This window comes from Leptolyngbya sp. FACHB-541, assembly GCF_014695875.1.
Classification (GTDB): Bacteria; Cyanobacteriota; Cyanobacteriia; order Elainellales; family Elainellaceae; genus JAAUTN01.
This window is the reverse complement of sequence record NZ_JACJPC010000035.1, coordinates 1-13,349: the sequence shown is the minus strand read 5'-3', so window position 1 is coordinate 13,349 and position 13,349 is coordinate 1. Positions and strand designations below refer to the sequence as shown.

Below are 13,349 nucleotides of genomic sequence, written 5' to 3'. Positions count from 1 at the left end.
TTGTAGCAGTTGGTCAAGCAGTTCAGGTTGAAAGGTCATGTGTTTCTATCTCTGGTTCAGTAGTTCATTAGATCTCAACTTCTGACCTTTGACACACTTCAATTTACAATCCCAAGTCGTCCTTGGTTAACCACCGTAATTGATACATACTCCCGCTGCATCATGGGTTTCAACTTAGGCTTTGATGCTCCCAGTTCAAAAGTTGTTGCCTTGGCGTTACGTCATGCAATTTTGCCTAAGAAATACAGCTCTGATTACAAACTCTACGTTGACTGCCCCGCCTGCGGAACCCCCGAATATGTTTTTACTGACGGCGGCAAAGACTTTCGCTCAAAGCACCTGGAGCAGATTGGTATCCAATTAGGATTTACCTGTTACTTGCGCGATCGCCCTTCAGAAGGTGGCATCGTTGAACGTCCGTTTGGCACCTTCAATACAGAGTTTTTCTCGACGCTACCCGGTTATACCGGATCAAATGTTCAAGAGCGCCCAAAGGAGGCTGAGAAGGAAGCTTGTTTAACTCTTAGGGAGTTGGAGCAGCTTTTCGTCGCTTACATCGTTAATCGCTACAACCGTGGTCTTGATGCCCGAATGAAAAATCAGACTCGTACTGAGCGATGGGAAGCAGGTTTATTCAGGAAACCCACTGAGATTCCAGAAAGGCAGTTAGATATCTGTTTGATGAAGCAGACACGGCGGACGATTTATCGAGGGGGATATATCCAATTTGAGAATTGGATATATCAGAATGACGATCTCGCCGCTTATGCAGGAGAAACGGTTGTGATTCGATATAACCCTGGAGACATCACAACAGTGTTGGTTTATCGCCAAGAGGTTAAACGAGAAGCATCGGAGTACGAACCATCCGAACAAAACCTGAAATGGATCAAGGAGATTTTTCTTGCGTCTGCCCATATTCAAGATTTGGAGGACAAGCAACTTTCCTTGGATGAGGCAAAGGACATGAGTCGCACTATCCGTGAGCAAGGAAAGGCAGTTAATCACGACTCCATGCTTGACGAGGTACGTGACCGCGAAGCGTTTCTTGCACAGAAGAAGAAAACTCGACGCGATCGCGAGAAAGAGGAACAGACATTGCTGAAATCTACAGAAAACGTAGCTATGCCTACTGAGCCTAGCGAACCTGACATCCGAGAGGAACAAGTACTTGAGATTCCTCAGTTCGAGATCTGGGATTTTGATGACGAAGATTGAAGAGGTAGGATAAATGATTGATCACTACAACTATGATGCTGAAGCCCATCTGGAGCGTTTGCGGAAGGACAAAACAGTTGCGCTTGAACAGGTGACACTTCTGCATCAGTGGCTTGACCGAAAACGTAGCTCTCGCCAATGTGGTCGGATTACGGGAGAATCGAGAACGGGCAAAACCAAGGCTTGCGAAGCCTATGTTAAACGCCGAGGAGCAACCGACTTCTCTAGCAAAGTACCGACCATATCGGTTGCATATATCATGTCTGGAGATGATTGCACGTCGAGAGAGCTTTACAAAAACATTCTGGAACACTACAACTTTGACTTGCCCAAAGGAACAATTGGCGATGCCCGAAGTTTATCGTTGAAGGTGCTCCGCGAAAGCAAAACAGAGGTTCTGTTTATTGATGAAGCTGATCGCTTGAAGAACAGAACCTTTGCACATGTTCGAGATATCTTCGACGAATTAAAGATTGCAGTGATTCTAGTTGGAACCAAAAAACGCCTTGACCCCGCTGTTAAGGCAGACGAACAGGTTTATAATCGATTCCGCTCAAATTACCAAATAGGAACCCTTCCAAGTAGCCAGCTTAAGCAAATTGTAGGAGCTTGGGAGCGAGATATCATTGCTTTGCCTGTCGCCTCCAATTTGACTAATGAGCCAATGCTGAAGATCATACGTCAAGCTACAGGGGCACCGCGACGAGGATACTATATTGGGCTGATTGATATGGTATTGCGCGAGGCAGCTATTCGATCCCTAGAGAAAGGGATGATGCATATTGACAAGAAAATTCTTGAAGAAGTAGCTCAGGAGTATCGCTGATGGAAGCTCCATCAATTCCTCCTTGGGTATTTACTGTAGAACCCTACGAAGGGGAAAGCATCAGTCATTTCTTAGGGCGATTTCGTCGAGCAAACTATTCCTCTTCTCATGAGATAGGGCAGAAGACTGGTTTGGGAGGCGTTCTTGCCCGTTGGGAGAAATTTCGCTTCATTCCTCCACCGACTCAGAAACAACTGGCTGCTTTAGCTGAAATTGTCCGATTGGATACCGCGCAACTAGCTCTCATGCTGCCGCAAGGAGTGAGTATGAAGCATGAGCCGATTCGGCTATGCGCCGCCTGCTACAGTGAGCAGCCATATCACCAAATGAAGTGGCAGTTTAAGGAAACTAGAGGGTGCGATCGCGATCAACTCCGCCTACTTTCCGAATGCCCCAATTGTGGTAAGCGATTCAAGATTCCTGCCCTTTGGATGGAGGGACACTGTCATAACTGTCAGATGATGTTTGTGGAGATGAGGGAGTATCAGAAGGGGATGTAGGCGATCGCTCTCCCTTTTTGCGCAAATTTCTAGGCTCAGTGGTGGAGACAAATATTGAGACTCTCAGTTCTCAGGTTCTGGCAAATTAGGGCAAGTTCTTCGATAAGGCTCATTCTCAAAGTACTGTTCCCATTCCTCTCTTGTAAAATTACGAGTTAATCGATTGCAAGCTAGTTCAATTAGATCCTCTGGTCGCTGAAGCCATATTTGTACAACACTTTTAGTGCTGTCGCCTGTGTAGAAGTTGCGATTAGTTGCCAAATACTTACCATTACTACTGAGGATAACTTTATCAATATCTCCCTCTTGTTGAATACGAATAACTTCTTCGCCAGTAGTTAGTTCCCAGACTTTAATAAGTTTATTATCTGAATAAGGTTCCCCAACCACTGTCGCCAAATACTTGTTGCCTGGATCAAAAACAGCTTGGAGAATCGCTATAGGTTCTTCAAGACGCATTATTTGTCTACCACTATTCACCTCCCAAACATACGCTCTTCCATCACGTGTGAATGCAGAATCGGCGGGAACCCAAAAACTTGTTGCTGCAAGATATTTTCCATCTGGACTCAGAGTAAAACCGGTGGCAGGTCCAAAAATATCATCAGGTAGTTGTATGTGTACAGATTCTCTATTACTTAATATGTCTTGAATCCAAACATACCCCTCCCCATCACTCACTGAACCGAATTTGACACGAATGATGTATTTACCATCAAGAGTGATTATAGAGTAGCCGTCCTCTTCCTCTGCTCTATTCAATCGGCGAGTTTCTTTACTGTTACTTAAGTCCCAAACTATTGAGGTATAGGAGCTGGAACTTATTAAATATTTTTCATCTGAGCTAAAGCTGATTCCTTCAGCACTGCTCTCCTCTCGGTGATTGAAAGTATGTATTGGTTGGTAGTTGTCTGCTATATTCCAGACGTGTATAGTTCCATCTGCACTTGTGCTTGCTAAATATTTTCCACTAGAACTAAAGGTAACTTCTTCAACTCCTTCATGCGTAAAATTTAGAACTTCCTTTCCATCAGCTATGTGAATCAAATGGATACGTCCTCTTTCGGCTACAACCATGTATTTTCCATTCATACTAAGGTCTATAGCCGTCACAATTTTCCTTGTTTCATTGCTGTTTGGCTCTAAATCCTCTACATATTCATAATTTCTTGAGCCTACTTCAGGGGCTTCAATTGAATCCCATAAACTTACTACGAATTCTTGAATTTCCCCTTGGTATGGATCAGATGAAATCTCTTGTATTGCTAAATGATGGCTATCTGGGCTGAAAGTAATATCTTCTGACCTTATATATTCATCCTTAAAAATTCGTCCTATTTCCCTCCCTGTTGGTACTTCCCAAATTCTTAGCATGTCATCGCGGCTTTGAGAAGTTATTAGATAATTATTATTTGGGCTAAAAACAATCCCACTTATCCAGTCACTTCCAACTTGTATTCGGGTAACTAATTCTCCATTTAACAAATCCCAAATTATTACATTGCCAGATCTATCGCCAGTGGCCAAGTATTTGCCGTTCTTGCTTAAATTCCACTCACTAATCCATTGTCCAGTTTCAGGTATCTCTGCAACTTTTCTTCCACCAGGCACTTCCCACACTTGCAAACTGCTATTTGCTTGGTGCCCTGTAACAATTCGATCTGCTTCAAAGAACTTGAAACTGGAAGGCCCATCTTGCAGTAGAGGTTCTTCTGAAATCTCTGAAACATTAATTTCATAACCATTAGCTAGGTTCCAAGATCGAAGAATACGGCTTCCGAAACTTCTAACACTCAAGTGATCTTCGTCAGGGCTAACAATTATATTCAATCCACTCCACAAACATGGAAGATCAGTTAATGAAATAACTTGATTATCTGGCAAATTAAATATCTGTCCGCAGGAATCTTCATTTTCTATAATTAGATATTCTCCTTTTCTGCTTAAAAATACATTCTTTACTCTTTCATCATGAGATAAACTTCTAACCTCTCTAAGGCTAGGCAGTTCTAGGATTTTTATATTGTTCTCGTCAGCAAGAGCGAAGTATTGACCATCTGAACTAAAGGCAAAAGCTTTTAGTTTGCTGCTGTAATCAATCTGTCTAACATTTCTGCCACTTGTGGTTTCTGAAATTTTTAGAACATCACTTGTTGCTGTATATAGATATTTATTATCTGGGCTAAAAACTGTAGCAGGGTAAATAGAACTAAATGGGGAACCTTCGGTAGCTTCAGAGCTAATTCTAGCTACAGGATGGGGCAGCAGTGATATTCCGTGACGCAAAACTTGATCTGCCTGGAGAGACCTCATTCCAGAACTTTGAAGACGTCTCATAGCTTCTACAGCCAACAAAGTGCTGTTATGTATTAACCTCGGATCATCACTTTGTAGTGCTTGAGCTTGGGCTGCTAACTGTCTTGAGAAAGCAATTTGCGTTTGGACTTCAGCCCGCCCCCGCTGTTCAGTAGCTAACCGAGCTTGATCTCTCGCATTTTTTGCCTCCTGATTCGCCTTATCCCGCTGTTGGTCTGCCTCCTTTGCCTCCTGATTTGCTCGTTCTTCTTGTTCCCTTGCGTTTTGTTGAGCAATCCGGGCTTGGTTCAGTGCATTTTCGATCTGTCGGAGTGCCACTTCAGCACGTTGTCGTTCATCTCTAGCTTGCTGAAGTGCATCCTCGACTTGTTGAAGTGCATCTTCTGCAATTAACTGTTGCTCAACCGCGTATCCCCGCTGTTGGATGGCATAGACCGCAACTCCTAACATGCCAACGAAGGCAATTAATAGTGTTGCAATAATAGGCAGGGCAGGCTTCAGTCGCTGCCACAAGGTTTCGGGCAGGTGGGTCTTGATCCATGCCCAGTCAAACACCTGACGGTAAATTAAATTGCGGATCTGCAAGCAGCGTCCCTGGCGGTGTACGATGCCAGAGAGCTTCAGGTGCGATTTCACCAGTGATTGTTCTTCATCCAGCACCGGACGTTTGCCCCGCCGAATCTCTCGATAGGTCTTGAGGACGGCAACGGCTCCTACGTCTTCAGGTGCCCGTTTGGTCAACATATCCCGGACAAATTGCAGGTTGTTGTCCTGCTCGCTCATTATTCCTAAAAAAGTGCGAACTACGAGACGATCGACCTCTGCTTCGCTCCAATTCTCGCCGCCTACCTGTGCTATCGCCTGACACAACCGTTGCGTCAGATAGGGGTGTCCCCCAGTCCACTTCAACACCCACCCCAACACTGCCTGGGTCTGGTTCGTAGATAAGCCCAGACCCGCCATCAGCGGCAAGGCTTCATCAGCGGTGAAGTCGGTTAAATCCACCCGTTGCCCAATGTTGAAGGGGGTGCGCTTAGGGTCACGGATCAAATCACCGGGAGTTGCCACCCCAATCAACACAAAAGAGAGTCGCCGCAGATCAGGCTGGGTAGCGCGCGCCACATAGAGAAAGCGAATTGCCGCAAAAAAGTCGTCGGTAAAGTCGAGGCTGAGGGTGGTGTCGATCTCATCCACAAAAATCACCACTGGGTCTTGCACCTCGGTCATCACCACCTCTTGAAAGAACTGGGTCAACCGTTGCGTCACGCCCAGATCGCTGTGGCTCTGCCACCAGTCGGAAACGCGAACCCTCAGTTCCAGTTGATCGGCAATGACGGTGAGCAATCCCCGATACCACTCGTCCACACTCACCTGCGTGCCAATCTGGGTCAGGTCGATGATTACCGCCTGCCTGCCCTCCTCCAGCAACGCCTCCGCTGTGCGGATCATCAGGCTTGACTTGCCCATCTGTCGGGGAGTCAGCACATAGGCAAAGTCTGACTGGCGACACAGGGTCAGCAGTTCTTCATCAGCAGGGCGCGGCAGATATAGCCCCTGCTCGTTGGTCTGCACCGTGCCGCCAACAGTGTAGATCGTCGGGTCAGGCTTATGTCCCGTCTGGGGTTGCTGTGGATCAGCCATGCAGGCGCTCTCCAAAGAACTCGGCATAGAGCCGACAGCGAGGTGTGATCGTCTGGCTATCCACCAGACCCGCCGCCCGCAGCAAGCGCAACACCCGTGAGTCGCTACAGGTCTGATGCTGGATCACCTGCTGCAACCCCTGGAGCAAATCACGGCGATCGCTAATCCGAAACAGGTGATAACGCAGATGATCGCCAAAGGGTCCTCGATCCATATTTGCCTGAGCAAACAGATTCTCGACCGTACACTGTTTACTAGCAACCAAATACAACGCCTTTCGTACCAGATAGGGATGCCCATTCACCCATTCCATCAGTTGACGTTCCTGATTGGAATTGAATGGTGATCCATGCTTTTGATTTAACTCAGCTACTTGATCTAATGTGAAGTCGGTAAGGGTAATTACTTCCCCCACGTTAAATGGCGACTGGTTAAGATTTTCGATCAAATGATAAGGCTCCGTTGCGGTCACTAGAGCTAGATCCAAGTTTCGCCAAATCCGTGTGGTAGGCAATGCTCGACTATTGTGCCAGCTCCTCAACATACTGAAGAAATCCGATTGGAAATTCGTTTCAAACATACGATCGACCTCATCCATTGCTAGCAGCAGGGGATGCCCCAATTCCTTCAGCACATAGGTTTGCAGATAGCGTGTGCAGCGCTGATTGTTACCAAAGCCGTCTTGCCAATAGTCCTCAACTCGATTCGGCAACTCCACCTGATCAGTTAACCAGGTACAAAACTGCCGGAAAAAGGTATCGGCACTCGCAAGGGTGGAGTGGTCAAGCAGTTGAAAATCGAAAAAGGCAACCCGCTTCTCAGCCTTGATTGCCGCATCCACAACCTGAATTAGCAGAGAACTCTTGCCCATCTGTCTGGGTCCTTTAATCGTAATCGTGACCCCTTTTCGTTTGATAGCATTGAGAGCGATCGCATCTGCGGCTCGTGCTACATAAAATTGAGATTCCGGGTCCATTGTTCCTTCCGGCATCTCTAGAAACAGTGGTTGGGCAGCGGGTTTCGGCTGAGGAATATGACTCGGAGACTTAGAAGCGGTTGGAGGCGACGTAGTGATTGCCTCCTGGTCGTTATCGCTTGATAGTAGCCCTTCTGCGATCGCCTGCATCAACTCCTGAATTAATCGCGGCGTGTCGGCAGGGCTGTTCCAGAATGCCCAGTTAATGCCGTTGAGGTAAGCACTGAGGGGATAGGCAAAGGGGTCGCGGTAAGCAAGGCGGACAGGGAGAATGATCGGTCGTCCCTGTTGTTTACCAAGATGGTGTGCTGTCTCAATTTCACCCTTCACCATCTCACTGTTAACCGAACTGTGGGTTAGAAACGTAATGAGAAAATCGGATCGTCGTAGTTCTGCCTCAATTCGCTCGGCCCATTGTGTTCCCACGAGCATTACCTGGTCAATAAAGACATCATGAGCGGCACTCAACGCCTTAAATACTTCCAGAGCCACAGGTTCATCTGGCTCAACCCCCCGCTTATAGCTGATAAAAATGCGCGATCGCTGAAGCCCAGCTTCAATTCCGCTTACCTCTTCATCAATTCTCAATGTCACAGCCCCTTTAGGATTTGCCTCCGGAGTGCGATCGGTCTTTACAGGTGGTTCGCCATTCATGAGGGAATACGGCTTAGGAGAGCTTGCAATGAATGTAAACCAATATGGGTAAGCAACAACGGGATGATCCAGTAAATTTAAGCAAAAAGAGCAGAATTTTAGATAGTGTTGCTTTCAAAGGCAAGTCTTAAAGAAGCGATGCATGGAATCACGCTCACTTTCATACCAGGAGATGTCTAGTCGTCAAACCCTGGGATCAGCCATCAATCATCAATCCAAATCCAGCCTGTCAGATGTAATCTCTGCTTTGTAGCCCTGTCCACAATACGGACAGAACCGGAATTTGAGGGACTCGATAGGCTTGTGACAGCCAGAACAGCAATTGCACAATGCACTTCCACAGGCAAAGCAGTATTTGGAACGAGCGCTTGTCCACATGGGGTCGGGAGGAGTGCCCGATGTCCAACAGTTAGGGCAGAACTTGAGAGAGGCGATCGCTTCCACAGCTACCCCTTTACAAACGGCATCCAGATATTCCACTGGAATACCTAACGCATAGGCAAGACCGCTTTTCGGCTTTTGATTGAGCCGTGTGGTTTGACCTCGCTCAATTTTGCCTACACTTTGGAGATGAACCCCTGCCTTGTCTGCTAATTCCCTCTGACTCAAACCCAAGCTTGTTCTGACTCGGCGCACGTAGTCCGCAAGGGTTTCTTGAGGAGTCGGAGGCAGATTCGGTTCAGAAGTATACACAAAAGCACGCCTATAAGTATCTACATAAACACTACATCAATTGCTATTTTTTGGAATCAACCTGCTAATTAAGAGGTTTGAGATGTATACATCACTTGCTGCTGTTGCGACTGAATTTTTGAGTCGTCCAGATCTGGCTCCAAGTACAATTCGCTCTTATGAGTCAACTTTGATGCCCCTATTGCAGGAGTATGGGCGATCGCCGATTGAGATCTTGACGCGGCAGACGTTGCAGGAATACCTGAATGGATTGAATCAGCTTGCTTACACGACACATCAACGCCACCAATCCATCATTCAAGCGCTGTTTAACTTTGCGGTGGAGCAAGGGCATATCAAAGCGAATCCGATCGCTCGACTGAAGCGGCGAAAGCCAGACCGAGAAAAAGGCGAATACGGAACCGATGAGGTGATTCGCTATCTCACACCGGAGCAACTGTCGGTTCTATATCGTATTGCAGCATCAGATGTACGAATGCAAGCGCTGGTTCGTTTACTACATCGAACGGGAGCCAGAATCGCTGAAATTCTAGCGTTGGATCTAAAGGATATGAACCTGAGTCAGCGGAAGTTTCAGGTAATTGGGAAGGGGAATAAGCGCCGCTGGTGTTTCTACAGCGAAGATGCGGCTCAAGCGTTGGATGCTTATCTGAAGTACGACAGACACGCTAGATGTTCTGCCTTATTTACTGCCCAGCAACCATTTACGCTGAAAGTCAGCCGTTTGAGTTATCGCACAGTTCATCAATGTTGGACTGAGTTGATTGCTGGCAGCCCAGAACTAGAAGGCATCCGCATTCATGATTTGCGCCATACCTTTGCAACAGAACGAGTGGGGTTGATGGGGATCGAGGAACTGCGAGCATTGATGGGGCACCAGAATATTCAGACGACGTTACGCTACCAAAAGGTAACTTCACAACGAGCAGAAATGGTAGCTCAAAACGCTTTTAATCTATTGAATAAAGAGTAGCTAATAGATTTCTAGAAGTATAGTTTGTTTTAACGTTACCGTGTAGCGTTTGTGTTCTGGAGCTATCTCTGATACAGAGTATGGATGGTACTCTGCACCAGCAAACTGAGAATTGGAGTAGAACGGTCTACTAAGCAGCAAAAAAGGATGATTGAAGAACAGGAGTATCAGCACGATGCTCCTAAATGTTAGAAGCTTTTTTGCCATAGGATTCCATAGTTGGGCTTTAGTAGGGTGTAAGAACCAGTAACACCGAGTTTCGCCATCTCCCAGCGATCGCTTCTGCAACTATGATTTATCACGTTTCTTCCCGTTCCATCGGTTCAAGGTCATCCTCCCAAGCAATATCAGTGGATAACCAGGCAGAGCTGGGGGAGCTGGAGTCAAGCCACAGAAGGTAGCACCACCGCCAGCGATCGCAGTGAGGCGCAAAGCTGTAGAACCTGCCAATGACGATTCCCCAGTCAGTCACTTCTCCATCTGATAACCAGCAGAGGCGATCGCCATACAGAAAGCGGGGCGTTTCCACTTCGGGAAAGTGGGCAGGCAGGTCTGGCGAAGGTAATTTCAGGTCTGGCATAAGGCAGTCAACCTTGACGGCGTAATTCTTTGACAATTTCTTGTGCCAGGGTTTTGCTCCACACCTGCTCGAAGGGGCAGGATACGCGGTCACCTTCCTGCTGAAACCAGGCGATCGCCTCCTCAAGCTGCGCGACCGAGTAGGTGTCGTTGACAAGCATCTTGGTGAGCAGGGTTTGGACGATCAGAGCTTGAGCATCATTTAAGACAAGCATTGGCTGTCCTCCTGGGAATGACGTTCTCGTTTGCTGAGGATGGCAAGGGCTTTATCGAGATCTTTTGTTTTGATGCCTCGCAGAGCAATTAGCAAGGATTTGATGAGGGCAACCTCGTCATCGGAAAGAGTGGTCATAGTTGAAACTCCATAAGAAGCTAGCCCAGGTTCTACAGAACTTTGGGCGTTTTGAGGGTTGTGCTAATCATACACTTACTGCGCTATTACGCAAATACGCGATTAAGCACAAAGTGCAAATGGCGTTAAGCCCATGAGATGATCGAACCTCTGAAGAAGCTTTTTTAGAGGCTTGCAGTGGTTAAGAAGAAAGAATTTCGGGGTTATATTACCCAAGATTTAGATAGGTTGATTCGTGCTTTAGCTGCGATCAAAAATGGCGATCGCGACTGGTCGATTTCTGATGTCTTGCAAGATGCCTTGGAAACTTGGGCAAAGTTGCCAGAGAATCAGGAACTAATCAAAAAGCATAATCTGAACAATCTAGATTAGAGGGTTAAGCCTACCTCTTCACCCATTCCAGCTCGATAATTTTCTATTGAGAGCAACTTCCAATTAAACTTGAGAGCTAGAAAAGATTGTGCTCTCCTAAGTCTTCAGTTGGCTTGTGTTCAATGCGTTCTGGGCAACATCGGCTTGGAACGTCCCAGTAGTGGCATTCTTGAAAACTGGGTACTTTACGAGCTGGATTATTGCTGCTAAGGATGGCGATCGCTTCTCGAAATTGCTCCTTAAACGCCTCATCCACTTGATTAGCTTGAATCTCCATCACGCCATCTGGGTAAACCAATCGTCCCCTCAAATCCAACTCTCTACACCTTTGAATACTCACAGGTCCCAACAACAGGTAAATGAGCACCTGATAGAGATCAGAATTCTTTTTCCGTCCCGTTTTGCAGTCCTCCAAATATCCTTGTTGATTGGCGATCGCCAGAATATCTGGCTTTCCTGACACCTTAACCAGGAAACTCTTCCCTACGATCTCAAACCAGTTCTGCCCCTCCAAATACACTCTGTGGCCCTCTGTCTCCAGTTCGGTAGCACGCCTTCGCAATAAAGCCTGATGATTGGCATTCCACTTAGCCGAGTCAAAATTAGAACTTAGCTTTTCGTATTTGTAATGAGTGCGAAACCAAGTTGCCCAGTGACACTGAACTTCATCTGCCATTAACCGAGCCAGCCATGTCACCCATATAGATGGAAACGGCTTTGGTTCCCCAGCCATTATGTACCTCCAATCTGCTGATATGTAGTAACCACGAGACAGAAGGCAACACCGCTTCTATCCCAAATCGAATTCAGCAGAATAATACGTTTGAACTATTAAAAGTGGCAAGAAGATTTTGTCATTTGGCAAACCTTATGACAGTGGTTTTCGTCTAAATTTTTTGTGATACATCTGCCGCAAAGTCTGTAGATACTCTGGTTCAGACTCAGCCGTCACCCAAATGTGATGTGCCAGTGCTAATCGCTGCTTGTGCTTTTCAGAAGGAATTCTGCGGTGTTCCCCCTGCGAAAACCAATGGTGGACTGTAGTTAACGAGCAATCACAAATGAACGCTAACTCCTCGCGTGAAACATCCCAATTCTTGAGAAATTCATCGAGTTCCATCTGCTCGTCATCCAAAGGCTGAAGATATGTCCTTAACGCACTCCAGTGTCGATGAGTCGGGGGACGGGGAGCAAGAGCCATAGTCAGAATGATTGTCACAGCGACAAAACTTAAGCCTTATTTTAGCTTCATAAAGGAGTAGAACTAATGTATTATTCTTCCAATTGAACTTGGAGTGATCAAAGCTGCGATCGCCCAACTCAAATCATCATTCCAACCTCCTGCCTTCATTAAAATCAGGGAACTGTCCTATGAGTACCAAAACAATCCAATGCAGGCTCGTTGCAACTGAAGAAACTCGCCGAACTCTCTGGCAGTTGATGGCAGAAAAGCATACTCCTCTAATCAATGAGTTACTGAGGCACATCGCTCAAGATTCTGATTTCGAGGAGTGGTGCCACACAGGTAAAATCTCCTCTGAAACTGTTAGCAAAGCTTGTAAGCAACTAAAGCAAGATCCTCGATTTGCAGGACAGCCAGGAAGGTTTTATACCTCAGCGAGCACAACCGTATACCGAATCTTCAAATCCTGGTTGGCTCTTCAAACCCGCCTCAGAAATCAGATTGCTGGTCAAACCCGCTGGTTAGCTATTCTCCAGAGTGATGATGAGTTAATAGTTGCTAGTCAGAGTGATATCAATACTTTGAAAGCGAGAGCCAGTGAACTTCTCACGCAAATAAATGACCCAGCCTCAGAAAGCAACGAACCACAAGCTAAAAGAACCCGCAGTAAGAAGAAAGGTAAGCAAGCGCCAAAACAATCAGGAGCAAATGTTTCTAGTACCCTCTTTCAACTCTACGATGAGACAAAGGAAACTTTAAATCGATGTGCGATCGCATACCTACTTAAGAATGGGTGCAAACTGCCCGTTCAAGATGAAGACCCCAAAAAGTTTGCCAAACGTCGTCGCAAAACAGAAATTCGCCTTGAACGTCTGCTCAACACTCTTCAACGCACAAGAATTCCAAAAGGACGAGACTTATCTTGGTGTACTTGGTTAGAAACCTTAAACAAAGCAGCAACCTGTTTTCCAAAAGGTGAAGACGAAGCAGCTGACTGGCAAGCTAAACTCCTGACCGAGCCAGCTACACTGCCCTTTCCAATTAATTATGAGACCAATGAGGATCT

General features: G+C 46.4%; 13 protein-coding genes and 1 pseudogene. 6 read left to right on the top strand and 8 right to left on the bottom strand.

Annotated elements, in window-relative coordinates; genetic code table 11:
- Nucleotides 1-117: 117 nt before the first annotated feature.
- The 3 genes and pseudogenes from H6G00_RS05845 to H6G00_RS05835 form a co-directional block, all read left to right on the top strand.
- Nucleotides 118-1,218, top strand: a pseudogene (locus H6G00_RS05845) (transposase); the annotation flags it as partial.
- A 13-nt stretch (nucleotides 1,219-1,231) separates the two neighbouring features.
- A complete protein-coding gene (locus H6G00_RS05840; RefSeq protein WP_190796011.1) occupies nucleotides 1,232-2,044 on the top strand; it encodes a TniB family NTP-binding protein in 813 nt (270 codons plus the stop codon).
- Nucleotides 2,044-2,544: a TniQ family protein gene (locus H6G00_RS05835; RefSeq protein ID WP_190796010.1), complete on the top strand. Its 501-nt coding sequence runs from the start codon at nucleotides 2,044-2,046 to the stop codon at nucleotides 2,542-2,544. The genes H6G00_RS05840 and H6G00_RS05835 overlap by 1 nt, the downstream gene beginning before the upstream one ends.
- Before the next feature lie 63 nt (nucleotides 2,545-2,607).
- On the opposite strand, the gene H6G00_RS05830 is transcribed toward H6G00_RS05835, so the two are convergent.
- From H6G00_RS05830 to H6G00_RS05820, 3 genes are all read right to left on the bottom strand, one after another.
- Complete coding sequence (locus H6G00_RS05830) at nucleotides 2,608-6,501, bottom strand: AAA-like domain-containing protein (RefSeq protein ID WP_190796009.1); 3,894 nt, start codon at nucleotides 6,499-6,501, stop codon at nucleotides 2,608-2,610.
- Entirely contained in the window at nucleotides 6,494-8,131 is a 1,638-nt protein-coding gene (locus H6G00_RS05825) for an AAA-like domain-containing protein (RefSeq protein ID WP_190796008.1), read from the bottom strand. The genes H6G00_RS05830 and H6G00_RS05825 overlap by 8 nt, the downstream gene beginning before the upstream one ends.
- A gap of 210 nt (nucleotides 8,132-8,341) precedes the next feature.
- A complete protein-coding gene (locus H6G00_RS05820; protein ID WP_190796007.1) occupies nucleotides 8,342-8,824 on the bottom strand; it encodes a helix-turn-helix domain-containing protein in 483 nt (160 codons plus the stop codon).
- Nucleotides 8,825-8,906: 82 nt separating this feature from the next.
- On the opposite strand from H6G00_RS05820, the gene H6G00_RS05815 reads away from it, so the two are divergent.
- Nucleotides 8,907-9,797 carry a tyrosine-type recombinase/integrase gene (locus tag H6G00_RS05815; RefSeq protein ID WP_190796006.1) on the top strand — a complete coding sequence of 297 codons (891 nt, stop codon included), beginning with the start codon at nucleotides 8,907-8,909 and terminating at the stop codon, nucleotides 9,795-9,797.
- A gap of 298 nt (nucleotides 9,798-10,095) precedes the next feature.
- Here H6G00_RS05815 and H6G00_RS05810 read toward each other — a convergent pair whose 3' ends face one another.
- The 3 genes from H6G00_RS05810 to H6G00_RS05800 are packed head-to-tail and all read right to left on the bottom strand — an operon-like array spanning nucleotide 10,096 to nucleotide 10,728.
- Complete coding sequence (locus tag H6G00_RS05810) at nucleotides 10,096-10,377, bottom strand: hypothetical protein (RefSeq protein WP_242042154.1); 282 nt, start codon at nucleotides 10,375-10,377, stop codon at nucleotides 10,096-10,098.
- Nucleotides 10,378-10,384: 7 nt separating this feature from the next.
- Nucleotides 10,385-10,591, bottom strand: a complete 207-nt coding sequence (locus H6G00_RS05805; protein WP_190796005.1) for a hypothetical protein — start codon at nucleotides 10,589-10,591, stop codon at nucleotides 10,385-10,387.
- Nucleotides 10,579-10,728 carry a hypothetical protein gene (locus H6G00_RS05800; protein WP_190796004.1) on the bottom strand — a complete coding sequence of 50 codons (150 nt, stop codon included), beginning with the start codon at nucleotides 10,726-10,728 and terminating at the stop codon, nucleotides 10,579-10,581. The genes H6G00_RS05805 and H6G00_RS05800 overlap by 13 nt, the downstream gene beginning before the upstream one ends.
- Before the next feature lie 177 nt (nucleotides 10,729-10,905).
- Here H6G00_RS05800 and H6G00_RS05795 point away from each other — a divergent pair, with 177 nt between their 5' ends.
- The gene (locus H6G00_RS05795) at nucleotides 10,906-11,100 is read left to right on the top strand and encodes a hypothetical protein (RefSeq protein WP_190796003.1); all 195 of its coding nucleotides are present in this window, start codon (nucleotides 10,906-10,908) and stop codon (nucleotides 11,098-11,100) included.
- 76 nt (nucleotides 11,101-11,176) lie between these two features.
- On the opposite strand, the gene H6G00_RS05790 is transcribed toward H6G00_RS05795, so the two are convergent.
- Both H6G00_RS05790 and H6G00_RS05785 read right to left on the bottom strand, forming a co-directional pair.
- On the bottom strand, nucleotides 11,177-11,833 hold the full coding sequence (locus tag H6G00_RS05790; protein ID WP_190796002.1) for a PD-(D/E)XK nuclease family protein: 657 nt from the start codon (nucleotides 11,831-11,833) through the stop codon (nucleotides 11,177-11,179).
- A 135-nt stretch (nucleotides 11,834-11,968) separates the two neighbouring features.
- Complete coding sequence (locus H6G00_RS05785) at nucleotides 11,969-12,301, bottom strand: hypothetical protein (RefSeq protein WP_199318337.1); 333 nt, start codon at nucleotides 12,299-12,301, stop codon at nucleotides 11,969-11,971.
- 170 nt (nucleotides 12,302-12,471) lie between these two features.
- On the opposite strand from H6G00_RS05785, the gene cas12k reads away from it, so the two are divergent.
- Nucleotides 12,472-13,349, top strand: an 878-nt coding sequence (cas12k, locus tag H6G00_RS05780; protein ID WP_199318336.1) for a type V CRISPR-associated protein Cas12k, incomplete at its 3' end; no start/stop codon positions are given.